Origin of the sequence: Vibrio pectenicida (assembly GCA_024347015.1) — a bacterium.
In the GTDB taxonomy this organism is placed as follows: domain Bacteria; phylum Pseudomonadota; class Gammaproteobacteria; order Enterobacterales; family Vibrionaceae; genus Vibrio; species Vibrio pectenicida.
The window spans coordinates 430400-456223 of sequence record AP024889.1; the positions used below are offsets into that span (position 1 = coordinate 430400).

20 protein-coding genes and 1 pseudogene are annotated in these 25824 nt (G+C 41.6%); 11 read left to right on the forward strand and 10 right to left on the reverse strand.

All coding sequences use genetic code 11. The features are described from left to right. Positions 1 to 15 precede the first annotated feature (15 nt). The 5 genes from gshB to metK all read right to left on the reverse strand — a co-directional run bounded on the left by gshB (position 16) and on the right by metK (position 4648). Positions 16 to 966 (reverse strand): glutathione synthase, encoded by a 951-nt coding sequence (gene gshB, locus OCV27_RS02090; RefSeq protein ID WP_125322941.1) that lies wholly within the window; start codon positions 964 to 966, stop codon positions 16 to 18. Positions 967 to 978: 12 nt separating this feature from the next. Beyond that, positions 979 to 1710, reverse strand: a complete 732-nt coding sequence (gene rsmE / locus OCV27_RS02095; protein ID WP_125322940.1) for a 16S rRNA (uracil(1498)-N(3))-methyltransferase — start codon at positions 1708 to 1710, stop codon at positions 979 to 981. A 165-nt stretch (positions 1711 to 1875) separates the two neighbouring features. Then, the gene (locus OCV27_RS02100; protein ID WP_125322939.1) at positions 1876 to 2364 is read right to left on the reverse strand and encodes a SprT family zinc-dependent metalloprotease; all 489 of its coding nucleotides are present in this window, start codon (positions 2362 to 2364) and stop codon (positions 1876 to 1878) included. A gap of 64 nt (positions 2365 to 2428) precedes the next feature. After that, positions 2429 to 3226, reverse strand: a complete 798-nt coding sequence (locus OCV27_RS02105; protein ID WP_125322938.1) for a DUF2189 domain-containing protein — start codon at positions 3224 to 3226, stop codon at positions 2429 to 2431. A gap of 267 nt (positions 3227 to 3493) precedes the next feature. Beyond that, positions 3494 to 4648 carry a methionine adenosyltransferase gene (metK, locus tag OCV27_RS02110; RefSeq protein ID WP_125322937.1) on the reverse strand — a complete coding sequence of 385 codons (1155 nt, stop codon included), beginning with the start codon at positions 4646 to 4648 and terminating at the stop codon, positions 3494 to 3496. A 308-nt stretch (positions 4649 to 4956) separates the two neighbouring features. Between metK and tkt the strand changes: the two genes are divergently transcribed. From tkt to OCV27_RS02140, 6 genes are all read left to right on the forward strand, one after another. Beyond that, a complete protein-coding gene (gene tkt, locus OCV27_RS02115) occupies positions 4957 to 6951 on the forward strand; it encodes a transketolase (protein WP_337969362.1) in 1995 nt (664 codons plus the stop codon). Positions 6952 to 7112: 161 nt separating this feature from the next. Next, a complete protein-coding gene (gene epd, locus OCV27_RS02120; protein ID WP_125321756.1) occupies positions 7113 to 8153 on the forward strand; it encodes an erythrose-4-phosphate dehydrogenase in 1041 nt (346 codons plus the stop codon). Positions 8154 to 8300: 147 nt separating this feature from the next. Continuing rightward, positions 8301 to 9461 carry a phosphoglycerate kinase gene (locus tag OCV27_RS02125; RefSeq protein WP_125321758.1) on the forward strand — a complete coding sequence of 387 codons (1161 nt, stop codon included), beginning with the start codon at positions 8301 to 8303 and terminating at the stop codon, positions 9459 to 9461. 145 nt (positions 9462 to 9606) lie between these two features. After that, entirely contained in the window at positions 9607 to 10683 is a 1077-nt protein-coding gene (gene fbaA / locus OCV27_RS02130) for a class II fructose-bisphosphate aldolase (protein ID WP_125321761.1), read from the forward strand. Between the two features lie 293 nt (positions 10684 to 10976). Beyond that, on the forward strand, positions 10977 to 11843 hold the full coding sequence (gene mscS, locus OCV27_RS02135; protein ID WP_125321763.1) for a small-conductance mechanosensitive channel MscS: 867 nt from the start codon (positions 10977 to 10979) through the stop codon (positions 11841 to 11843). Positions 11844 to 12086: 243 nt separating this feature from the next. Then, positions 12087 to 12779, forward strand: coding sequence for an oxidative stress defense protein (locus tag OCV27_RS02140; protein ID WP_125321765.1), 693 nt, complete (start codon positions 12087 to 12089; stop codon positions 12777 to 12779). Positions 12780 to 12907: 128 nt separating this feature from the next. Here the strand turns inward: OCV27_RS02140 and pykF are convergent, their stop codons facing one another. Beyond that, positions 12908 to 14320, reverse strand: a complete 1413-nt coding sequence (gene pykF, locus OCV27_RS02145; RefSeq protein WP_125321767.1) for a pyruvate kinase PykF — start codon at positions 14318 to 14320, stop codon at positions 12908 to 12910. Between the two features lie 432 nt (positions 14321 to 14752). Between pykF and OCV27_RS02150 the strand changes: the two genes are divergently transcribed. The 4 genes from OCV27_RS02150 (at position 14753) to OCV27_RS02165 (ending at position 20009) form a co-directional block, all read left to right on the forward strand. Next, the gene (locus OCV27_RS02150; RefSeq protein WP_125321769.1) at positions 14753 to 15514 is read left to right on the forward strand and encodes a DeoR/GlpR family DNA-binding transcription regulator; all 762 of its coding nucleotides are present in this window, start codon (positions 14753 to 14755) and stop codon (positions 15512 to 15514) included. Positions 15515 to 15619: 105 nt separating this feature from the next. After that, entirely contained in the window at positions 15620 to 17449 is a 1830-nt protein-coding gene (glmS, locus tag OCV27_RS02155) for a glutamine--fructose-6-phosphate transaminase (isomerizing) (RefSeq protein WP_125321771.1), read from the forward strand. 484 nt (positions 17450 to 17933) lie between these two features. Beyond that, positions 17934 to 18599 (forward strand): RipA family octameric membrane protein, encoded by a 666-nt coding sequence (locus OCV27_RS02160; RefSeq protein WP_125321773.1) that lies wholly within the window; start codon positions 17934 to 17936, stop codon positions 18597 to 18599. 96 nt (positions 18600 to 18695) lie between these two features. Next, positions 18696 to 20009, forward strand: coding sequence for a DUF3644 domain-containing protein (locus OCV27_RS02165; protein ID WP_125321775.1), 1314 nt, complete (start codon positions 18696 to 18698; stop codon positions 20007 to 20009). A 105-nt stretch (positions 20010 to 20114) separates the two neighbouring features. On the opposite strand, the gene OCV27_RS02170 is transcribed toward OCV27_RS02165, so the two are convergent. After that, positions 20115 to 20735: a DUF2913 family protein gene (locus OCV27_RS02170; RefSeq protein WP_125321777.1), complete on the reverse strand. Its 621-nt coding sequence runs from the start codon at positions 20733 to 20735 to the stop codon at positions 20115 to 20117. A gap of 632 nt (positions 20736 to 21367) precedes the next feature. On the opposite strand from OCV27_RS02170, the pseudogene OCV27_RS02175 reads away from it, so the two are divergent. Continuing rightward, positions 21368 to 23887, forward strand: a pseudogene (locus OCV27_RS02175) (response regulator); the annotation flags it as partial. A 207-nt stretch (positions 23888 to 24094) separates the two neighbouring features. On the opposite strand, the gene sigZ reads toward OCV27_RS02175, so the two are convergent. From sigZ to OCV27_RS02190, 3 genes are all read right to left on the reverse strand, one after another. Next, positions 24095 to 24640: an RNA polymerase sigma factor SigZ gene (gene sigZ / locus OCV27_RS02180; RefSeq protein WP_125321750.1), complete on the reverse strand. Its 546-nt coding sequence runs from the start codon at positions 24638 to 24640 to the stop codon at positions 24095 to 24097. Positions 24641 to 24677: 37 nt separating this feature from the next. After that, the gene (locus OCV27_RS02185; RefSeq protein WP_125321752.1) at positions 24678 to 25259 is read right to left on the reverse strand and encodes a GNAT family N-acetyltransferase; all 582 of its coding nucleotides are present in this window, start codon (positions 25257 to 25259) and stop codon (positions 24678 to 24680) included. A gap of 106 nt (positions 25260 to 25365) precedes the next feature. Next, positions 25366 to 25686 (reverse strand): 2Fe-2S iron-sulfur cluster-binding protein, encoded by a 321-nt coding sequence (locus OCV27_RS02190; protein WP_337969364.1) that lies wholly within the window; start codon positions 25684 to 25686, stop codon positions 25366 to 25368. Positions 25687 to 25824 lie beyond the last annotated feature (138 nt).

Below are 25824 nucleotides of genomic sequence, written 5' to 3' on the forward strand. Positions count from 1 at the left end.
GTCTTTTTTAGGCAGTTATTGTTTGTTTATGCGGCACTCTATCGCATCCATTAACTTGCCTGTGATTGAGATATCAAACGCAGCCTCAATTTCACGAATACAGGTTGGGCTGGTTACATTTATCTCAGTCAGCTTGTCCCCTATGACGTCCAGACCTACAAATATCAAACCCTTTTCTTTAAGTGTAGGCGCTACTGCCGCAGCGATCTTTTTATCTGTATCAGTAAGTGGCCTCGCTTCACCTTTTCCACCAGCGGCAAGGTTACCACGAGTTTCACCTTTTGCCGGAATACGAGCGAGACAATACGGCATAACTTCACCGTCAACGATCAGAATTCGTTTGTCACCATTACTTATGTCTGGAACAAAGGTTTGCGCCATCGCGTAACTCTGGCCATGGTTGGTCAAGGTTTCGATAATCACAGACACATTTGGGTCTTCTGCTTTGACACGGAATATTGATGCACCTCCCATGCCATCTAATGGCTTTAGGATCACATCGCCATGTTGTTGACGAAATTGTTTAATTTTTTCTGCTTTGCGTGTGACTATAGTGGTTGGTGTCAACTCAGGGAACCATGCAGTAAATAGCTTTTCATTACAATCACGTAGGCTTTGAGGCTTATTGACTATCAAACTACCTTGCAGTTCTGCTCGCTCAAGAATGTAAGTAGCATAGATGTATTCTGTATCAAATGGAGGATCTTTGCGCATCAAAATTACGTCAAGATCGCCAAGTTCAATAGTTTGTTGCGATTTAAACTCAAACCAAGAATTTGGATCTTCTTTTAGTGTGACGACCTTAGTGTCAGCGATTGCTACTCCTTGATCAAGGTGAAGATCGGCCATCTCAATATAGTGAATTTCATAACCGCGACGCTGGGCTTCTAGCATCATAGCAAAGCTTGAATCTTTCTTGATGTTAATGGCCTCTATTGGGTCCATCACAATACCTAATTTGATCATTTTATTCTCCAGTTAGCCAAGATCACCAAAGCGAACTTGTAGGGCTGTAATTGCGGTTAGGGAGGCCGTTTCTGTGCGTAGTACTCGAGGACCAAGCAGGATTTCTTCAAATTGATAACTTCTCGTCTTTTCAATTTCTTGGCTAGACAATCCACCTTCTGGACCAATGAGAAGTCGTACTTTTTCAACTGGTGTGGGTAGGGTGTTTATTGAGTATGTTGCTCTTGGGTGTAAATTGAGTTTTAAACCATCATACTTTTCGCTGCACCATTGTTCCAATGACATAATAGGCCGGATCTCAGGGATGGTATTTCTACCTGTTTGCTCACAAGCACTAATTGCTACTTTTTGCCATTGAGACAATTTTTTGTCAAAACGTTTTTGATCCAGTTTTACGCCACACCTTTCAGAAATCAGAGGCGTTATAGTGTTAACACCGAGTTCAACCGACTTTTGGATTGTGAACTCCATTTTATCTCCGCGAGAGATCACTTGCCCTAAATGGAGATCAAGTGGTGATTCGCTACTTCGTTCAACACGCTCACTCACTTCGACTGTTATGGATTTTTTTGTTATTTGATTGATCACGGCAGGAAATTCTGCACCTAGGCCATCAAAGAGTAGAATATCATGTCCAGCTTTCATTCTCAGAACACGCCCCACGTGGCCTGCTGCATCTTCGCTGAGAGTTAAACTGCCAAGTTGAGTGATTGCTTGAGGGTGATAAATTCGTGGGATTCTCATCAGATATATCCGGCCATAGAAGGGTAACTGAACCCCTAACATGGATGCATTGCGTTGAAAAAACAAGGGGAGATAGAACAAAGTTAGTGGTGGTATTTTACTGGTTTTACTGTTGGTTTAGCTTCAGCGAGTAAATAAACAAATACTAATACTCCAGTAATGAAATTACGGCTCGATGTATATTAAAGTTTGCTGACAAAGTTTGCAGCGGTAATGACTTTGACTGCGCTGGATCTTGTTGTGACGTCTGATGGAGAGTGGATGGCGCTGACATCCACACTGGTAGTCAAAGACTTGCCCTTGTACTGAAGTTAGGGCGAAATCATGAGTGGTTTTAGCGGCGACTCCAAACACTGACTCCATCACAAGTTGCCATTCCTTACCATGAGGTTTTACTTTTCCATACACTTGGTATGTGATTAAGTGAGCCACTTCGTGTGGAATGACGTCATTTAGGAAAGCTTGCTGGTTTTCGATGAAAAGAATGGGGTTAAGGCGAATCTCATTGAGTTGTAAGTAGGCTTTACCGGCAGCTTTCCCTCTTAGTTTGTAGTTCAATTGTGGTATGGGAAATGATTGCTTAAAATTTTTTTGAGCTTTGATTACATAATGTGCTGCAACTTTTTGTGCGCGGTATATCAGTTCCTTATCCAACCCGACTCCCAATAAATTCGCCCCTGCTTATGAGGCGAATCATATAATGGATTAAGGTTTAGCGCTAATGATGCTTTTTCCTTATTGCATCATGATAGGCGTGCCATGTGCCGTAACCGAGGATGGGTATGGTGAAAAACATACCAATTCCGTAAGTAGCGAATCCAATTAAGATGCCACCACAGATTATTGCAGCCCAAACTATCATGGCCGGTATGTTCGATTTTACGGCGTTGAAGCTAGTAAAAACAGCAGTCATCATGTCTACTCTACGTTCCATCATTAGTGGAATAGAAAAGGCTGAGATGCTAAATACAATAGCAGCCAACACGCAACCGACGAGAGACCCAATCACAAGAAAAGGTAGAAACTCAGTGATAGGTGCCCCTTGCACGGAAGGGTATAGCGCATGTAGCAGCGCTGCTATTCTCATCCAGAAAATCATACATACAGCGAGCAGTACTGCAAATGCCCATTGTGAAGAAGAATTACGTCCAATTGCTTTCATCGAGTGTAATAAACGGGGTTTATGACCTTTCTCCAGTTCCCAGCTAGCGTCATATAGACCTAAAGCAAGGAATGGCCCTATTAGTCCAAATACAATCAAACTAGGCATAACAACCAAGTGGGTACCTTGCCACTGCACCAGTAGAACTATTCCTACTGCTGATGCCATGAAACATAAGCCATAGAATCCGCTAATTAAGGGAATACGTATAAAGTCTTGCAAGCCGAGTGACAGCCAATGAAAGGGCGACGATATACTGAGCTCATTACATGGAATAGTGCGTGCATATTCACTGTCCGGCACGGGCTTTTGTTTTTGGTCCAAATCTTCTTGTTCGTTCACCGTACGAGGCATACATCCTCCTTGATCGATTCTCAGTCTTAGGGCACTTTACTGTGAAAGTGACGTGTGCGAATGAGATGCTCGGCTTTACTACTGCTTGTTAAGCTGTGCATCTGTATTTTATTTGTGCAGTTAGAAACGCTCAAGCATCTCTTAACGTTTTGTTAACTATTGACCCCATAACAAAAAAATACAAATTTACTGACTGCTTTTTGCGGCATAAAACAAAGGGCTTCTGGATAACCAGAAGCCCTTTGAACATAATTTGGCGAAATTAAACTAGTTTAAACCAGCGAATTCACGTAATAGAACGGCTTTATCTGTTGCTTCCCATGGGAATTCTTCACGACCAAAGTGACCGTATGCCGCCGTCTTCTTATAAATTGGTTGAAGAAGGTTAAGCATCTCTTGAAGGCCATATGGACGTAGATCAAAGTGTTGACGAACTGCCTCAACAATGATCTCTTTGGAGACTTTTTCTGTACTAAATGTTTCAACCATAATTGACGTTGGATCTGCAACACCAATAGCATACGACAACTGAATTTCACAACGTTCAGCAAGCCCCGCTGCAACAATATTTTTTGCTACATAACGAGCTGCATATGCTGCGCTACGGTCTACTTTCGATGGATCTTTACCAGAGAAGGCTCCGCCACCATGACGCGCCGCGCCACCATAGGTGTCTACAATAATTTTACGACCAGTTAAACCACAATCTCCCATAGGTCCACCGATAACAAAGCGGCCTGTTGGGTTGATGAAGAAATTGGTATCTTTATTTAACCATGCGGAAGGAAGAACAGGTTTAATGATTTCTTCCATCACGGCTTCACGCAGTTCAGGAGTAGAAATTGTATCACTGTGCTGGGTTGATAGTACAACAGCATCTATGCCTACAATCTTACCTTGATCATATTGGAAAGTTACTTGAGATTTAGCGTCGGGTCTAAGCCAAGGTAGAGTCCCATTTTTGCGTACTTCAGCTTGTCTTTTTACCAGCAGGTGAGAATAGGTAATTGGTGCAGGCATCAACACATCAGTTTCATTGGTAGCATAACCAAACATGATCCCCTGATCGCCAGCGCCTTGTTCTTTCGGGTCGGTTTTATCAACACCTTGGTTAATATCAGGAGACTGCTTACCAATAGTGTTTAGGATTGCACAAGAATCGGCATCGAATCCCATTTCTGAATTAATGTAACCGACTTCGCGAATGGTTTGGCGGGTCAGCTCTTCAATATCTACCCAAGCGGATGTGGTAATTTCTCCCCCAACCATCACCATGCCAGTTTTGACGTATGTTTCACACGCAACACGGGCTTTAGGGTCTTGCTCTATAATCGCATCAAGTACTGCGTCAGAAATCTGGTCCGCAATTTTATCAGGGTGACCTTCTGATACTGACTCAGAAGTAAACAGGTGTTTAGCCATGATAGCTCCGCTTTAATTTGGGGGTTGTGAATATGTCTATTCACTAGAATAGTATGAATAATAGTAGGTGTATCTACTTCTAGACGTCTATTTTAGTTTTCCTCATACCAATTTCAAGCATTTTTTTTATTTATTACATGTTCAAATATTGTTATTTGTCAGTATAAGTATTATTGATTTTTATGTTATCTGCTAAGAGTGTGTCATAAGCGTATTTTCAGTAGGTAAAACGTTTGCAGTGCTTTGGGCGCTTTGAGAGAATAAAAGACCATCAAATCTGTTTTTGCTTAATGCACTCAGGAGCAAACATGTCTTCCCGTAAACACCTAGCTAATGCTATCCGTGCTCTTAGTATGGACAGCGTACAACAAGCCAATTCTGGTCACCCAGGCGCCCCTATGGGGATGGCTGACATCGCTGAAGTTCTTTGGCGCTCTCACCTTAACCACAACCCAGCTAATCCTGAATGGGCTGACCGTGACCGTTTTGTGTTGTCTAATGGTCATGGCTCAATGCTGATTTACTCTCTACTGCACCTTTCCGGTTATGAGCTGTCAATTGATGAGCTGAAAAATTTTCGTCAGCTTCACTCTAAAACGCCAGGCCACCCTGAATATGGTTATGCGCCAGGTATTGAAACGACCACTGGCCCTCTAGGCCAAGGCATTACCAATGCTGTTGGTATGGCGCTGGCTGAAAAGACCCTCGCGGCGCAGTTTAATAAGCCAAATCATGACATTGTCGATCACTTCACTTATGCCTTTATGGGTGACGGTTGTCTGATGGAAGGGATTTCGCACGAAGCGTGTTCTTTGGCTGGCACACTAGGCCTTGGCAAGTTGATCGCCTTTTGGGATGACAACGGCATTTCAATCGATGGGCATGTTGAAGGTTGGTTCTCTGATGATACGCCGAAACGTTTTGAATCTTACGGTTGGCATGTCATTGCGGCTGTAGATGGCCACGATCCTGAGGCGATCAATGCAGCAATCCATGCAGCAAAATCGGATCCTCGCCCAACATTGATTTGTACTAAGACTATCATCGGCTTTGGTTCTCCGAACAAATCTGGCTCTCACGATTGTCATGGCGCCCCTCTTGGCGCAGATGAAATTGCCGCCACTCGCAAACAACTCGGTTGGCAGCACGGTCCATTCGAAATCCCTGCTGACGTTTATGCCCAGTGGGATGCCAAAGAAGCTGGCGCGGCTAAAGAAGCGGCGTGGAATGACAAATTTGCCGCATACGCAGCAGCATTTCCTAAAGAAGCGGCTGAGCTTAAGCGGCGTATAAATGGCGAACTGCCTGCCCAGTGGGAACAAAAAACCAGCCAAATCATTGCCGATTTACAAGCTAACCCGGCCAACATTGCTTCACGTAAAGCGTCACAAAATGCGCTTGAAGCCTTTGGCCAAATGCTGCCAGAGTTTTTGGGTGGCTCTGCCGATTTAGCGCCTTCTAACCTGACCATGTGGTCTGGCTCAAAATCAGTATCGGCTGACGATGCATCTGGTAACTACATTCACTATGGTGTGCGTGAGTTTGGTATGACGGCGATCATGAATGGTATTGCACTTCATGGCGGTTTTGTGCCTTATGGTGCAACCTTCCTGATGTTTATGGAGTACGCACGTAATGCCATGCGCATGGCGGCGTTGATGAAGATCCAAAACATTCAAGTGTACACCCATGATTCGATTGGTCTGGGTGAAGATGGCCCAACGCACCAACCAGTTGAGCAAATGGCTTCATTGCGTTTGACGCCAAATATGAATACATGGCGTCCATGCGATCAAGTTGAATCGGCAGTGGCTTGGAAACTTGCGATTGAACGTAAAGATGCACCGACCGCCCTGATTTTCTCGCGCCAAAACCTAGCGCAGCAAGAACGCACCACAGAGCAAGTTGCCAACATTGCCAAAGGTGGTTACATCCTTAAAGATTGCCAAGGTCAGCCTGAGCTTATTCTGATTGCAACAGGCTCTGAAGTTGAGTTAGCCGTTAACGCGGCGGCTGAGCTGACAGCAGAAGGCAAAAAAGTGCGCATTGTATCCATGCCATCAACCGATGCCTTTGATAGACAAGAAGCCGCGTACCGCGAAGCCGTTTTACCCTCCGATGTAACAGCGCGTATTGCCATCGAAGCCGGTATTGCAGATTTCTGGTACAAGTACGTAGGGTTTGACGGCCGCATTATCGGCATGACCACCTTCGGTGAGTCTGCACCGGCGGGTGAGCTATTCAAAATGTTTGGCTTTACCACGGAAAATGTCGTTAACACGGCAAAAGAGTTATTGGATTAATAGCTCTGGTATATAAGTAGCCGAGCTCTATTTACAAGGGCTCGGTATTTATTTTGAACGGAACTTGACTGCAAATGGGTGCCAGATCCTATTATCTAGATGCGATTTATACATCTATCAGGTAATATTTGTGACACGAAAATGATGTAAGGCGATGGATCATGCTAAAAGTGGCGATCAATGGATTTGGCCGTATCGGTCGTAACGTACTGCGTGCGGTGTATGAGAGCGGTAAAAACCAACAAATTAAAGTAGTCGCTGTTAATGAGTTAGCCCAACCTGACGCGATGGCTCACCTTCTGCAATATGATACTAGCCATGGACGATTTGGTAGAAAAGTCACTCACGACCAAGAGCACATATATATCCACCATGATGCACCCTACGAAGGTACTGGTGAATTTGATTCCATTCGTATACTGCACCTGCCTGAAATAAATTTATTGCCTTGGCGTGATCTTGAAGTTGATTTGGTTTTAGATTGTACTGGTGTGTTTGGAACACAAGCTGATGGCCAAGAACACATTAAAGCGGGCGCGAAGAAAGTGTTGTTCTCACATCCAGGTTCTCATGATCTTGATAATACAATTATTTATGGCGTTAATCATGACACTCTAAAAGCTGAGCATAAGGTTGTTTCCAATGGGTCATGCACCACAAATTGTATAGTGCCAATTATTAAAGCGTTAGATGATGCGTTTGAAATTGAGTCTGGCACAATCACAACTATTCACTCTTCGATGAATGATCAGCAAGTCATAGACGCTTATCATACAGACCTTAGACGAACACGTGCTGCAAGCCAATCTATCATACCTGTAGATACAAAGTTGCATAAAGGTATTGAAAGGATTTTTCCGAAATTTTCTAACAAATTTGAAGCAATTTCTGTCAGAGTGCCGACTGTTAATGTGACTGCGATGGATTTAAGTGTCACAGTTCATACAAATGTGAAAGTTAATGACGTAAATCAAACCATACTTAACGCTTCTCAGTGTACATTACGAGGAATTGTTGACTATACTGAAGCTCCGCTTGTTTCTATTGACTTCAACCATGACCCTCACAGCGCGATTGTTGATGGGACACAAACCCGTGTCAGCAATGGTCATTTGGTGAAAATGTTGGTTTGGTGTGATAACGAATGGGGTTTCGCCAATCGCATGTTAGATACTGCTATGGTGATGCACACAGCAAAATAGGTATAGTATACATCTGGAGAGGTATTTATTTTCCGCCTTGAAATAAATAATGGTAATCTCCATATCTAAGTGAGTTTTAATAACGAATAGGTTGGGCTAAATACCGAACCGACAAAATTTTATTTTTAATATTTGAGAGGACACATCATGTCTGTAATCAAGATGACTGACCTGGACCTAGCAGGTAAACGTATATTTATCCGTGCTGACCTTAATGTTCCAGTAAAAGAAGGCAAAGTGACTTCTGATGCACGTATTTTAGCGTCTTTACCCACTATCAAGCATTGTCTTGCTGCTGGTGCAAAAGTGATGGTGACATCTCACCTTGGTCGCCCGACAGAAGGCGAGTATGCGCAAGAGTTCTCTCTACAACCTGTTGTTAACTATTTAAACGATGCGTTAGATTGTGAAGTCAAGTTAGCGAAAGATTACCTCGATGGTTTAGAGCTAAATTCAGGTGAGCTAGTCGTCCTTGAAAACGTTCGCTTCAATAAGGGCGAAAAGAAAAACGAACAAGCACTGTCTAAAGCTTATGCCGCTCTTTGTGATGTATTCGTAATGGATGCCTTTGGCACCGCTCACCGTGCACAAGCATCAACTCATGGTGTTGGTATGCATGCGCCAATCGCATGTGCCGGGCCTCTGCTAGCTAATGAGTTAGATGCTCTAGCGAAAGCAATGGATAAGCCAGCTCGACCAATGGTCGCTATTGTCGGTGGTTCAAAAGTATCAACCAAACTTACTGTGCTTGAGTCTTTATCTAAAGTGGCAGACCAACTTGTTGTTGGTGGAGGTATTGCCAATACTTTTATCGCAGCGGCTGGCCACAATGTTGGTAAATCTCTGTATGAAGCAGACCTAGTTAATACTGCAAAGAAATTGATGGATGAGTGCGCGATTCCTGTTGCAACTGATGTCGCTTGCGCAAAAGCTTTTGACGAGAACGCAGAAGCTGAAATTAAAAATGTCGCAGATGTTACAGATGACGATATGATTTTCGATCTAGGTCCTGATTCAACGGCGGAATTGGCAGAAATTCTTAGAAATGCTAAGACTATTCTTTGGAATGGCCCTGTTGGTGTGTTTGAATTTAAGAACTTTGAAGCTGGCACCAAAGGCATTTCTGATGCTATTGCTCAGTCTGAGGGCTTCTCAGTTGCTGGTGGTGGTGACACTCTAGCGGCAATCGATAAGTTTGGTATTAAGGCCGATGTGTCTTATATCTCTACTGGTGGTGGTGCTTTCCTCGAGTTTGTTGAAGGTAAGGTGCTTCCTGCGGTAGAAATGCTGGAAGCACGCGCTAAATGATTTACTGAAGGTGGGAGATTCTCCCACTTTCGTGTTTGCTGCATATGAATTTTTTTGCTTAAATGCGCTTTTGTTGTAGCAAACGTTTGCAAGAATTTAAACTAATAAGTTTTGTTTTAAAACGATAGATAAATAGGATGACGCCATGTCTAAGATCTTCGATTTCGTAAAACCAGGTGTGATTTCTGGTGATGACGTACAAAAAGTTTTTGAAGTAGCAAAAGAGAACAATTTTGCTCTTCCAGCAGTAAATGTGGTTGGTACTGATTCTGTGAATGCAGTATTAGAAGCCGCTTCAAACGTGAAAGCACCCGTTGTTGTTCAGTTTTCTAATGGAGGCGCAGCCTTCTTTGCAGGCAAGGGTGTTAAACTAGAAGGTCAGGGCGGCCAAATTCTTGGTGCTGTAGCTGGTGCAAAGTATGTTCATGCTGTGGCTCAATCTTATGGTGTACCTGTTATTCTTCACACGGATCATGCTGCTAAGAAGCTTCTTCCATGGATTGATGGCCTACTTGATGCCGGTGAAGAGTTTTTTGCCCAAACAGGTAAACCACTATTCTCTTCTCATATGATTGACTTATCAGAAGAGCCTCTTGAAGAAAACATTGAGATCTGTGCTAAGTATCTAGAGCGTATGGCGAAAATGAATATGACGCTAGAAATCGAACTAGGCTGTACAGGTGGTGAAGAAGATGGCGTTGATAACTCAGATATGGACGCATCTGAGCTATATACTTCTCCAGAAGATGTTGCTTACGCGTATGAGAAATTGACTGCGGTAAGTCCCCGTTTTACTATCGCTGCTTCTTTCGGTAATGTGCATGGTGTTTATAAACCAGGTAATGTTGTTTTAACACCTACTATCCTTCGTGATTCACAAGCTTACTGCGCTGAGAAATTTAGCCTTGCTTCTAACGCGTTAAACTTTGTATTCCATGGTGGTTCAGGCTCTTCAGAAGCTGAAATTCAAGAGTCGATCAGCTACGGTGTTATCAAAATGAACATCGATACTGATACTCAGTGGGCTACTTGGGACGGTATTCGTCAGTATGCTGCAGATAATTATGATTATCTACAGGGACAAATCGGCAACCCTACCGGTGAAGATGCACCAAACAAAAAGCACTACGACCCACGTGTTTGGTTGCGTAAAGGACAAGAATCAATGGTTAAACGTTTGGAGAAAGCCTTCGCTGACCTAAACGCAGTCGACGTACTATAACCTGACGGTTTTTGTACTTTGTTAAATTTAAAAGCCTGCTCTTCATGAGCAGGCTTTTTTTCTGGCTTTTTAAAGTGATCGATGAGGTCAGGCGCACTAAAAACAATGGCGAAAAATGGCACCATAACATAACTTTAATGAGCTAATATCTGTTAGGTCTTATAAGTAACTGTAAAATAGCGTTATTAGCTGTAAGTATCGATATCCTAAATTCGGGGTCGGTCAGAAATTCATAGTTACCTTTATGCTGGATTTAAGGTATGTATTTGGACTATTACTAGAGGGTACAGGCTATGTCAGGAGATGTTGGAAAAATCGAAACTCCAATTATTAATGGCTTAGAGTTAGCTGGGACGTGGATAAATGAGCATTCAGACTTGCTTATCCAATATGGCGTAAACGTAATTTCAGCTATTTTGATATTTTTTATCGGTAGCATTGCTGTCAAGATGGTAGCCAATGGTGTTACTAAGATACTAAACAGGAAAAGAATGGATAAAGCGGTGGTTGATTTTATCCATACGCTGGTTCGTTACTTGCTTTTTACTATTGTGTTAATTGCTGCACTGAGCCGAATCGGCGTGCAGACGGCTTCCGTGGTAGCGGTAATTGGTGCCGCGGGTTTAGCGGTTGGATTGGCTTTACAAGGCTCCTTATCTAACTTTGCAGCAGGTGTCTTGATCGTTGCTTTTCGTCCATTTAAGTCGGGAGACTATGTACAAATTGCCGGAGTAGGCGGTAGCGTAGAATCGATTCAGATTTTCCAAACGGTTCTTACTACACCTGATAATAAAATGGTTGTTGTGCCTAATAGTAGTGTTATCAGTGGGCCTATTACTAACTACTCTCGCCATCAGACTCGACGGATTGACTTAGTGATAGGCGTCTCTTACCGTGCGGATTTGCAAAAAACTAAGCAATTGCTGATGAATATTTGCCAAGCGGACGAGCGTATTTTAAAAGATCCTGCGGTAAAAGTTGGTGTACATGCTCTTGCTGACTCTTCGGTTAATTTTGTGGTTCGCCCTTGGGTCACAACAACTGACTACTGGGATGTATATTTTGATCTGATGCAAGCGATCAAAGAAGGGTTGGATAAAGAGAATATAGATATTCCATTCCCACAAATGGATATTCACCTTAACAAGGCAGAACTGTAGTACAAGTTAACACTAGAGAAGCGAGGCTTTTGTCTCGCTATAACGTTTATCTATGTTTCATGAGTTATATCAGCAGCTCTATTAAGAAAGGGCAAAGAATTTAATCTGTCACTGTTAATTAAAAGCTTGCAGGGACAGTTGAGTAAGCTGTGGGTTAAAATTGTGTCAGAACATACAACAGGGCTCCTCAAGTTATATCTACACGTTATCATGTATGAAACAAGTTAATTAAGGAAAATAATAATGAAGATGAAGTCTCGTCTGCTTTTCATCGCTTTATGTCTTGTCAGTATTGGTGCTTATGCAGGTTCGCCTGATTTTCCCCATTTGCAAACCACGGGTTATGGTGAAGTTATTGCAACGCCGGATATGGCTGAGTTTACTGTGCGAGTGGTGGAAACAACCATGACGGCAGAACAGGCTAAGCAAACTGTAGATAAAGTGGTTACGGATTTTCTGGCTCAGCTGAAAGAGCAGGGAATGAGTGATGATAGCATTAGTAGCTCAAATCTTTATATTGCCCCTCAGTATCATTACCCGAAAAATGGTCAACCTGAGCTGGTTGGTTATCGAGCCTCGCGTACTGTTAATGTAACCGTTACCCAGCTGGCTAATCTTAATCAATATTTGGATGTTGCTTTGAGTTCAGGTATTAACCAAGTGCAAAATGTTCAGCTTAAGGTAAAAGAGCAGGCTAAGTATCAAGAGCAAGCGAGGCAGGCTGCGATTAAAGATGCAAATGAAAAAGCAAAATCACTCGCTTCAGGTTTCGATAAAGAAATCAGTGGTGTTTGGCGTATAGACTACAATGCCCCGAATAATCAGCCTGTTTTGACGCGTTCAATGGCGATGGATACTAGAGCAGAATCCAACACTTACCAAGACTCTACGATTGTGATTCGTGATCGTGTTGATGTGATATATAAGCTAGATTAAAGCGTCTTAAACTAGCTTATAGAGATATTCTGAATATCATGCAATATAGCGTATTAATTAGCCGTACAAGAGTCGATAAAAAAGAGGGTGCAGAACCCTCTTTGGCATAAATCATGTTGACGCTAGTGTTACAAAACGTGCACTGAGGCAGTGTTCGTGGTGCCTGATGCAACGAGAGCACCTGATACCATAACTACAATATCGCCTTTGTTACCCAAACCAGATTCAAGGGCTAGCTCTTTACCTAAGATATAGAAAGCGTCTGTATTATTAATTGAGTCGACTAAAACAGGTCGAACACCTTTAGTGAGTACTAATTGAGCCGCTGTTTTTGGGTTATTGGTTAATGCCAAGATATTAGCTGTTGGGAAGTATTTACGCACTGAGCGTGCTGACTTGCCTCCCTTTGTTGCGACAACGATAAGTGGCGCTGCGAGTTTTTCTGCTGTGTCTACAGCTCCTTTACATACCGCTTCAGTGATACGCAAGCGAGGGCTATCTAAACGAGAACCAAGCTCTGCTTTTAGCGCAGTATCTGTGCGATTGGCGATTTGAGCCATGATGGTTACTGCTTCAACAGGGTATTTTCCTTTTGCAGTTTCACCCGATAGCATGACTGCGTCTGTACCATCCATTACCGCATTCGCTACGTCACCAGCTTCTGCACGAGTTGGGCGTGGATTGTGGATCATAGAATCAAGCATTTGAGTCGCTGTAATGACCATTTTACGTGCACGGTTACATTTTTCGATCATCATCTTCTGTGCAAAAATGACTTCTTCAGCAGGGATCTCAACGCCTAAATCGCCACGGGCAACCATAATGCCGTCAGATTGTTCAAGGATATCATCAAAGTTGTCGACACCTTCTTGGTTCTCAATCTTAGAGATAATGTGAATATCTTGACCACCATGCTCTGCTAATACAGCGCGAATCTCTTTAACGTCAGATGCTTTACGTATAAATGAGGCTGCAACGAAGTCAACACCTTGCTCGCAACCAAATTTAAGGTCATTTTTATCTTTTTCAGACAGTGCTGGTAGATTGACAGAAACACCAGGTAAGTTAACGCCTTTGTTTTCACCTAAAGCGCCATTGTTAAGGACTTTACATTTAACCTCAGTTTCAGTCGTGGCAACAACGTTCATTTCGATTAAGCCATCGTCGACTAGAATAGTATTGCCAACATTAAGGTCTGCCGCAAAACCAGAGTATGTAACCGCAACCTTATCTTTGTTTCCGACGATTGAAGTATCTGTAGTGAAAGTAAATTCCTGACCAGCGACTAAATTAACATCTTTGCCTTCTGCTAGTTTTATGGTGCGAATTTCTGGTCCTTTAGTATCCAGCAAGATAGCCAGTTGCTTACCAGATGTTTCCATTACTTTGCGGAAGTTTGCAATACGATTGCCGTGCTCTTGATAATCTCCGTGAGAGAAATTCAGGCGCATGACATTCATACCCGCATTGACTAGTTCAGTGAGCTTTTCAACTGATTCAGTTTTAGGGCCAATCGTACATACGATTTTGGTCTTTTTCATGGAAGATATTCTCCGGTCGATAATAGTTAAAATTTGAAATTTCATTTATCTGGTTGAAGTCGAGGGTGCCTACTTGGCGTTGGAGCCTTTTATATATTAAGAGAACATCAATGTTATCGTCGACTTCAGAACTGAAAGTCTTTCAATGCATTTAGTCATTTTATGACCAAACTTGTGTGGCAATACGCGTTTAAATCGTAACTACCCCATAATATATGCTACTAGGCATACAAAACTAACCTTCAATTCTGTAATTTTTTTTCTTTTCGGTGGCAAATTCTACCACTGATTTATTTCAATATCACTGCTTAACAATTGTCTTAGGACAAGCTTTTGGCGCTATTTTTTATTTTTTAGCTAGAAATAAATAGACTGCAACCTTTCGGGTTGATTATAATATGTTTCGATTTGAAACTTAATGGCGTAAATTAAATGTCAAAGCGAAATACCCAATTAAGAAGGCATGCAATCTCTCATTTAGTTAATGAACAAGGTGAAGTCAGTGTTGAATCACTTTCTATTCAATTTGAGACATCCGAAGTCACGATTAGAAAGGATCTTGCCTCTTTGGAAAAAAATGGCCAGCTTTTACGTCGCTATGGTGGAGCCATCGCTTTACCTAAAGAAGTGGTCAATGATGAGTTAAGTAATAAAGTTTCGATTCGTAAGTCTGAGTTGGCGCAGGCAGCTGTTAAGCTGATCCGAGAACATAATCGGATAGTCATTGATAGTGGCAATACTACGGCGTCATTAATAGAGCAACTTAATGGAATGCGTAGTTTGGTTGTTATGACTAACTCATTGCACGTTGCTAATGCTCTAAGTGAATTGGAAAGTGAGCCAACATTATTAATGACGGGCGGTACTTGGGATGCACATTCTGAGTCTTTTCAAGGACAAGTCGCTGAGTCAGTACTACGATCATATGACTTTGACCAATTGTTTATTGGTGCAGATGGTGTGGATATAGAACGTGGTACGACGACATTTAATGAATTGGTTGGCCTGAGTAAAGTGATGGCAGAGGTTTCGCGTGAAGTGATTGTTATGGTTGAATCTGAAAAGATTGGTCGAAAAATTCCTAATTTGGAGCTGTCTTGGGCTGCCATTGATGTTTTAGTTACAAACAAAGACATAGAGCCTGAATTAAAGGCAAATATTGAGTCTCATGGTGTCAAAGTGCTTTGTGCATAATATGTGAGGCAATTAATGGGCTGAACTCATGTTAGCTAAGCCCCTAAAACTTATAAATTACAGCTGGCTATAATTGCTAGCTATCAGAATGAATTGGAGTTGGATATGTGTGGAATCGTCGGTGCAGTGGCACAACGAGATGTAGCAGAAATTTTAGTCGAAGGTCTTCGCCGTCTAGAATACCGAGGATATGATTCAGCGGGTGTGGCAATTGTAGATGCAGAGTCTAATCTTGTGCGTCTTAGACGATTGGGTAAAGTCCAAGAGCTAGCAGATGCAGTCGATCAAGCTAAAGTTGTTGGTGGAACGGGTATCGCACATACGCGCTGGGCAACTCATGGTGAACCTTCGGAAATTAATGCTCACCCACATATGTCTGGTGATATTACCGTGGTGCATAATGGCATTATTGAAAATCATGAAGAGCTGCGTGAGCTGCTAAAGTCTCGTGGTTACGTATTTGAATCACAAACGGATACCGAAGTGATTGCTCACATGGTTGAGTGGGAATTGCGTACAGCAAAGACTCTAGTTGAAGCGGTACAAAATACAGCAAAGCAGCTTGAAGGTGCATACGGAACAGTAGCAATGGACCGCAAAGATCCCGCCCGTATTGTGGTAGCTCGCTCTGGTAGCCCTATTGTGATTGGTTTTGGTGTGGGTGAAAACTTCCTAGCCTCTGATCAGTTGGCGTTATTAAACGTTACACGTCGTTTCATGTTCCTAGAAGAAGGGGATGTGGCTGAGATTACTCGCCGCGAGGTTACTGTATTTAACGCCAATGGTGAGAGTGTTAAACGTGAAGTCAAAGAGACAGAAGTTTCTCATGATGCAGGTGATAAAGGTGAATACCGCCACTACATGTTAAAAGAAATACATGAACAACCCGTGGCACTTCAACGTACTTTAGAGGGGCGTTTGGCTAATGGTCAGGTGGTTGCTTCGGCGTTTGGTGAAAACGCGCAGCAACTCTTAAGCCAAGTGAAACATGTTCAAATTATCGCATGTGGAACCAGTTACCATGCTGGAATGGTCGCACGTTACTGGCTCGAAGAATGGGCAGGCGTCTCCTGCAATGTTGAAATCGCCTCTGAGTTTCGTTATCGAAAATCCCATGTATTTGAGAACTCCCTGCTTGTGACTATTTCTCAGTCAGGTGAGACAGCAGATACACTGGCAGCGCTGCGCCTTGCTAAAGAGATGGGCTACATGGCGAGCTTGACGATTTGTAACGTTCCGGGTTCTTCGCTAGTCCGTGAATCTGATATGTCATATATGATGAAAGCGGGCGCAGAAATCGGTGTCGCGTCTACCAAAGCCTTTACCGTGCAACTTGCAGGTTTACTCATGCTTGCGGGCGCTATTGGCCACCATAATGCACTCGGAGCAGAAAAAGAAGCGCAGCTGGTTTCAGCACTTCAATCACTGCCTGCCAAACTTGAGCAAACATTGGCAATGGCAGAATCTATCGAGGCACTTGCTGAAGATTTTGCTGATAAAAATCACTCGTTATTCTTGGGGCGTGGTGAACAATCTGCCATTGCAATGGAAGGCGCTTTAAAGCTAAAAGAAATTTCATATATTCACGCAGAAGCTTATGCAGCCGGTGAGCTAAAACACGGCCCATTAGCACTAATTGATTCTGAAATGCCGGTTATTGTTGTCGCGCCGAACAATGAATTATTAGAGAAGCTAAAGTCTAACGTAGAAGAAGTGCGCGCGCGTGGCGGCCTGATGTACGTATTTGCGGATGATAAGGCGTCATTTGAAAGTGATGACACCATGAAAGTCCTCAACGTGCCTCATTGTGATGAGTTTATTGCCCCTATCGTTTATACGCTGCCGCTACAGCTATTGTCATACTACGTTGCCTTAATTAAAGGTACGGATGTCGACCAGCCACGTAACTTAGCCAAATCTGTAACAGTGGAGTAGGCCGTTAATTCTCTCCTGATGTTTGAGTGAGAGGGGAATAAATAATCATATTAAATGGCAGCGTTCATATCGATACGCTGCCATTTCTAAATTGAAAATGCCCCAAAGTGAGTTGCGCCTCCAAATCACAAAATGATGCTCAGACAACTTTGATATACAAAAAGTAATAAGAAACAAAGGACAATACCTGCCCCCGTAATTTTTATGAAAAATAGCTTGTTTTTCCGAGAGTCCAGTCTCGTTTAGCAGATAGAAGATTTAATAAGTTATTGTTAGTCATAGGATTAGAGCTATTCTTCATAAGGTAACGTGCATTGTTAAAAAGTGATAACACGCTCGCTCATTTTTATGTAAAGACATAATGCTAAATGTGAAAATATACCATATGTTTCATTTACTTGTGATAGCTTGAATGAAAGTTAGGCAAGCAGAAAAACGAACTGACCTGTAATTGAAAATGTTATATGTAAATCGAGTTCATTGTATGAATCAGGAAGAGTACGACAAAAAGTTTGAGGTTAATGATAGGGAGTCGAAGCTATTAAAGGCCGCGTTTGCTCAAGTCTCTGACATCAGGAAATTCGAGATCGAGCTTTACTGGAAAAGAGCAACCTATTTCTGGGCATTAATAGCAGTTGCCTTTGCTGGTTACTTTTCAATTCTGGCTTCTGAACACATGCCAAATAAATTTTTCTTGGGCCTAATAATCTCTTGTGTTGGGTTTGTGTTTACCTTTGCTTGGTTCCTTGCTAGTAGGGGGAGTAAATACTGGCAAGAGAACTGGGAAAACCATCTTGATCTACTAGAAAATAATGTGACAGGCCCTCTCTATAAAACACTGCTAGAACGTCCTAGTCATATAAACTTGGCTGAGAAGCTAGTTACAGGCCCTCTTAGTATGTCTGTTTCTAAAATCAATCAATGGGTTAGTGTCTTCGTCGTATTTTCATGGGGATCTCTAGTCATTTTTTCCGCATATAAATCCCTAATTCTTATCGGCGTATCAAAAGACCAATGGTTAGTTATAGGTGCGCACACATTGGTCATAGTAGTTGCATTTGTTGTTTGTTTTATGATGCTTAACTTTGGTAAAACTCATAGAAAGAAACATTCCCCCACCGTGATTGAGAGAGAAACAGAAATTGAGTAAGCATATAACAATCATGTTAATCAGGACGCTCCCAAGCTCGCGCCAATTACACGGGCATTATAGAGTATTGTTTGTTGACTTATAGGCAAAATAATTATGAAAGTTAATAAAAGCCACGAGCGATTTCTTTGCTTTCTTCAAGAAAAAGAGAGAACGAATAAAAGTTTTACGAAAGAAGAGCTGATAAGTGCAACTGGTTGGAAAGAATCAACATTTAAGACATATTTCAACAAGGGGCAGCTTGCTGACTTTTTAAGTGAGGTTGCTTCAGGTTCGTACGCAGCATCTAACTCACTTAACTTGTCTTTAATCGAGTTTTCTAAGAAATTATCACAAAGTAAACACCGCCGTGGATTAGGGCATAATTGCAAATTTAAGCTAGCTAAAGCTCTGCTTCGTAAGTCCCGAGACAACATGCTTCTTGCACTGGAGTTATATAATAGACCGTCACTTGAAAACCGTATGGACGGTTTTGTAATGTGTTTTTGCACTGCTTGGGAGCAGCTTTTGAAAGCTATGATCATTGAAGGACATGGTGAAAGCGCGATATTCAAGAGTCTCAAAAAAAATGGGATCAAAGAAACTATTTCATTGCGAGAAGCCATTAACTTGGTATTTCCTAGCGGAAATAAGGTAAAAGCAAACTTAGAGAAAATAGTGTTCTTTAGAGATCAAGCCGTACATCTACTAATGCCTGAAATTCAGGGAATCGCTTCTAGGTTATTTCAATCTGGGGTTTTAAACTATTCCGCGAAGTTTGAAGAATTCTCAGAACAATCATTTTTAAATTCATCACATACTGGCATGATTTCTTTGGTTGGTGACTTTAAATACCCTCCAGTTTCGGTTCTTAAAACAAACTATGGTGATGTTGCAACAGAAATCTTAACTCTGGCTGAAAGTCTGACCAAAGACGTTCAAAATACAGATGACATTGAGTTTGCCATACCCCTAAATGTGAAGTTGGTGTTTGCTAAAGATGGTGATATCGAAGGGCATCCTATAACGTTAGCCAAAGCAGAAGATGGTATGGAAGGTTTGAAGAAAGCTTTAATTGTACATAAGCCAATCGATCGAGAAAAATCTCATCCTTACCTAGAAAGTTCAGCAATCAAGAAGCTTAATGATGAGCTTAAGGAACAATGTTCCGAGGAAGCACTGATTACATTCTTAGTTGCGAGGTGTAAGAAATCAGGTGAGCCAATTATTAACCAACATTGTTTTCGGGCAATAGTCGACAAACTAAAAGTAAAAAACGCAAACAACGAATATCATCACAAAAACTGTAACCCAGAGCTTCACTATTACTCAGATTCATTTATAAATCTCGTAGTTAAAAAAGTTATCGCTGGACAAAACTTTATAAAAAATGCCAAAGATAGTTATAAACTTGTGAGAAAAGGAACTTAACAAACAATCAAGGAATCAACATACTTTTCCTAATATTACAAAACCCTTTTAGAGCATCGGGTCTAACAAGGTTCTGTCCAATTTTCGCCCCTGCTATTCCCCTCATTAAGGCGCCAGTGAAACGAGAGCTGACTTCACCACGTCTTTTCGAGTCAGAATAAAATGTGTTATCCCCTGCTCGTCTGTAACCTTAATGGTAGCGGTATACGGAGAGGTTAAGCCCACACACTCCACTACACGAGGAGGATGAGGCGTTTTTATCCAAAAATTTAACGCTTTAGTTTGCCGATTTTCCTCGTCAAATCCCATTTCAATTTCTTTCTGTGTCATATAAATAGTGTCATTACTCACTTCATCGGCCAGCTGGCCATCAAGGGCTAGCATTGACGAATAACCATGCTGCTCACACAGGTTATTGAGCAGAATGTACAGCTCATCAGCCTGAGAGAATTTAGCTCGATAGTCCAGGTTCATCTGATGAAGCTCGAACAGCCTCACCAGCAGATTACCGCCCTTTCGCGCAATACCAATCATGGTCTTGATGTCCTTTTTGCACACAGAATACCTTGAACGGTTCAGCTGAGCTTTGAGATATTTGACGAAGATGTCATTGCTTCGCTTTGATGGAATAAATCGCGTACTCTGAGCCTTTTGCATCAAGATATGTAGTAAAGCGTGCAACACCACTTCAGAAAAAGCCTGATGATACTTCAACTTCAAACTCATAACGTTTTGTCACCCCAATGAACGCACAGATTACCTAACCCACTTCTTTACGCTTATTCATTTAGCTTTCATTCAGAAAATGTGATCGTATCGAACCTCAATCTGAAATGCAAAAGGTCGAATCAAAGTGTATAGCTAAATATAAACCACAAGGCACTATACTGTGTATATGACTAGTGACATATAGGTATAGCCAAGCAACTGTGACACTTAGATAATGAAAATAAGGTATCTATTTGGCTGTCACACCAAAACAAAAAGCCACTTAATCAACAATAAATAGAATAATATTCATCACTATTTTATGGCCCAAAACAACGAATAAATATTTAGCCCCCACACTTTAACCCCCATATTCAAAAATTCAACCCTCTAAAGTAAAACAAACTCGCCACTTCAATATGACCAGCTATCTTTATGGAAGACTAAAAACAACAATGGCTAGCTTCTCTATGAAAAATACACATAGATATATGAGTATTAATAAAAAAATACTGTTTACGGTGACACTGATAAGTGTCCTCCTTGCTTTAGCGACAACCAGTTACAATCTTCACCACCGACTACAGATCGATATTCAGTACATCAATGAAAAATTATCCAGCATTAAAACCAGTCAACTATCGAGTATTACAGGTAGCTTATGGGTTGAAGATAGAGAGATACTCAACTCTCAGGTGGAAGGCTTGTTAACCCTGCCAGGGGTTGACTATGCGCATATATCATCAGGTACAGAGTCAATCATTGAACGAGGTGAGCGGCTGTATGATAATGCTGTCACTCAAACGTGGCCTTTAGCCTATGAGTTCGGTGGAAAGAGTTACGCGCTCGGTGACTTAACCATCCAGTCTGATTTATCTCGTATTCATCACAACCTTTGGGCTCAATTCCTTCATATTTTGTTTGCAGAAAGTGTTCGTATCGTCTTGCTACTGACCACTGTTTTCGCCTTCACTTGGTTATTCATCATTAAACGTATTGATTTGATGGCAAAAGCGGTCAGTGAAAATAGCAACTCATCGCCGAATAGAATTCACTTGCCATCCCCTTGGTTTCGCGATGAACTCGATCACTTAGCGGATAATTTTAATCAGTCCAGTGACATTATTGAAGCGCACTGCGTTGAACTTAGCCAAGCAAAAGATGAGTCAGAGCAAGCAACAGAGCTCGCCATCAATGCCAATAAAGCTAAAAGTAGCTTTCTGGCGAATATGTCACACGAAATCCGTACGCCGTTAAATGGTGTGATTGGTATTTCTGAAATTCTTTCTGATACCTCATTAACTGCCACTCAACGTGACTATGTGGACACGATAGAAACCTCATCACAGCTTCTTCTCAATTTGATTAATGATATCTTAGACTTTTCCAAAATAGAGTCAGGGATGTTGGTTATCAGTCCGCATTCAACTAATATTCGGGAGTCTATTTACGATATTGCATCTATTGTCTCCCCGAAAGCGAAGGAAAAACACATTGACCTTCATGTTTCTATTAGCTCCAATACGCCTTATTGTGTGAAGATTGATGATCATCGACTTCGTCAGATCATGATGAACTTTATGTCCAATGCTGTGAAGTTTACGGAGGCAGGCCGTGTAGAGCTTGCCATCATCACACAACATATCAAAGGCTCCGAAGCCGTCATAGAATTTTCAGTACTAGATTCAGGCATTGGTATTGATGAGCAACAACAGAAAAAAATCTTTGAGCCATTTGCCCAAGAAGACGATTCCACAACGAGACAATTTGGAGGCACAGGTCTTGGTCTCGCGATTAGTACACAGCTGGTTGAATTAATGGGAGGGCATATCCAATTAGAATCAAAAAAAGGTCAAGGAAGTCGTTTTTACTTCGCTTTACCTCTCCCTATTTCTCAACAGAGCTTTGAGGTTAAGAGCATTAATGGGCATAGCTTACTGTACTTAGTTTGTGATGATAAGGATCAGGAAAGTAAGATTTGTGACGCACTAAATTTCTATCACATTCCTCTGCACCAATCTGTCAACCATTTGGAAGAATTACCTATATGGAGCCAGAACAAAGGCAATGTGATGATCATTTATGTGGAAACGCAACCCGATAAAGCAGTACAACACGAAGAATACTTCCAGCGTTTGAAATCTAAAGAAATACCCGTCTGCGTGATGAAACACCTACACAGTAATCCAAGCAATTTTGGTGACAGCGTCAGTGCGATTATCACCCAGCCGCTTCTTGGACAGCGCTTAATTAAAATTATTGAGCGATTCGAACAAGACTGTAAGATATTGTCTTCTCAAGCATTCACCTATGCAAGAGATAACACTCACCCGAAAAAAATATTAGTGGTCGATGATAACAGAGTCAATATAAAGGTAGCGGGCCTGCATATAGAAAAGTTGGGCTTTAGTTTTGATGTGGCCGAAAATGGTCAGGAAGCACTAGAAATGTTTAAAAACCATCATTATGGGCTCATCCTAATGGATTGCATGATGCCGATCATGAATGGTTTTGAAGCCACTAAGCGTATTCGACAAGTTGAGCAAGAAAATCCACAAAAAAACCGTGTTCCTATCATTGCGTTGACGGCTAGCGTCGTAGATGATGATATTCAAGAATGTTTTGAAGTAGGTATGGATGACTATATGCCCAAACCTTTCAAGGCTGATGTGTTGAAAGAAAAAATCACAGCCCTTATAGCATTAAATGAAGAAATCATTTCTGGCGCTTCTACTGATGTGAAACCTCTTATGGAGTTAACGCCCAAGTCATTTACGACTTCAGTTGAATGTGACAAAGCTGGTCGTATTTTGTTGGTTGAAGATAATAATGTAAATCAGAAAGTGGCGTCACTCATGCTTGACAAAGCAGGGTATCAATTTGACATTGCAGAGAATGGCCAAGTTGCAGTGGATAAATATAAGCAAGACAGCAGTTTTGATCTCATTTTAATGGATTGTATGATGCCAGTTATGGACGGCTTTGAGGCGACCCAAAAGATACGTGCTTACGAATGCTTTTTAGAGCTTCCTAAAACTCCGATTATTGCGCTGACAGCCAGTGTTGTAGATGATGATATCCAACGTTGCTTCGATGCGGGCATGGACGCGTATCTACCTAAGCCGCTCAAAACTGACACCTTACTCCAGCAAATTGAGAATATTGTCTAGTGATTAAAGGCGTGTTAGACCAAAACCTGACACGTTTTTGCCCCTTTCCTACTTAGTCCGATTACTCAGTAGCGGATTACGTTGTTGAGTTTGTGATACTTGCAGTTATGGCAGGTGTCAGAACAGCACTGCAAGGAAACTCCCAGAAGTGAGCAAAAATCGAATTTTTACAAGCAACCTGTAAGGGCATATTTATGCGATTTCAGGTCAACAGCGATCGCAATTTCCAGACTTGGGCTTGTATTCCATGATGTTTCCCCGCGTATCTATGGAAAAATCGCAGCAGCTATTAAACAAATTGTAGAGTTTCTTACGGCTTTTCTTAACCCTAGATTTTAGGGTTGAGTAATTGATGCCATTGTTCTCCGCGTAATCTTTTTGCGAAACTTCTTCGATTTCAACGGCGATCAACAATTTTGCGTCTTCCTCAGGTAGTTGCTTAATAAATGGCAAAAGGCATTGAGAAAGGGCTTTGACAACTTGCTCTTCATTCTGCTCGTCGTGCCACAAATCATCCGTTGTTAAATTATTCTGTTTATTGTTTTTACGGTAGAAATCGATAATTGTGTTGTTCGCGATCTGGAATAGCCATGGTTTGATCTTGCTACCATCTGTAACAGTTTGAAAGCCATTATAAGTTTTAATCAAAATCTCTTGAAGTAGATCTTCAGCATCCTCAGGGTTGGCAATTCTGCTGTGTAAAAAAGCCTTCAAGCTGGATTGATATGCTGGCCAGATAGATTCAAATTTCATGTGATTCATTTACCCCTTATAAAATGGCTTAACTAAACTACCAAGCTAACTTATGTGCCAAACTCATTTTTACCGCTGGCCATTCACTATCAATGATAGAGAAGACAACCGTATCCCTATAAGCACCATTTTCCTTTTGATGATTGCGGAGTACACCATCTTGCTTTGCGCCTAAACGCCTAATAGCTGCTCGCGATTGATGATTATGCCAATGGGTACGAAACTCAACAGCAATCGCATCAAGAGTTTCAAATGCATGACTTAAGAGTAGCTGTTTGCATTCTGTATTTGAAGACGAACGTTGATAGCTTTTAGCATACCATGTGTAGCCGATTTCTATCCTTTTATTCAATACATCCGCATGACAAAAACGAGTAGAGCCGATGATTTTATCATTTGCTTTGTTGACAATAGTAAAAGGCAACGAAGTTCCTTTTTGTTGTTCAGATAGTGCGTGAGAGATATAGGCATCGATTGTTTCCGTGCTTGGTACTTGTGTGAACCACAAATCCCACAATTTACCATCTGACGCAGCTTCAATCAGAGCTGTTGCATGCTCTGTACGAAGTGGCATAAGTTTTATTGATTTGGACTCCAGTTCTATTTCGTTCAACCACATATATACTTCCCTTTATTATTTTGGGTCTTATCATACAACATAGAGGAGCATTTCCATCTTCAATATGCTGCTATTGTGAGCTTTCTAAATTTGGTTGCTCTCAAGATCAACTGAATTGCGAGCGACTGCCTGATTTCACATGCTTTTTGAATTTTTTGATAGAGTCTTTTCTTATTTTATCTAGGTCATCTCTGCGAACCACTACAATTATTCCACTTTTGGGTCGAGTGGAACAAGCATAAGTTGCTTTGCCGTTTACCAAGACTAGGCAAGCTTTGCAGCAACCCTCCTTGCGTTGATTTTTCAGGCATGGTGCAGGGATGTTGATTTTTAGTTTTCGCGCTATATCCACCAAATTATTATCATCTGGTGTTATTAGTATTTTTTTATTGTCAATTTCTATATGTAATAGTTTTAAGTTAAACATGCTTTACTCATTGAACAACTTTGAAACAAGGAAAATGCTCAGGTACTTCTTTAGGCTAATATGCAGTTACTCAGGGCCTGCTCTTGAATAGAATACAGAGCAGGCCCTGAATAGCTGTACATCATTTAGATAATGCAA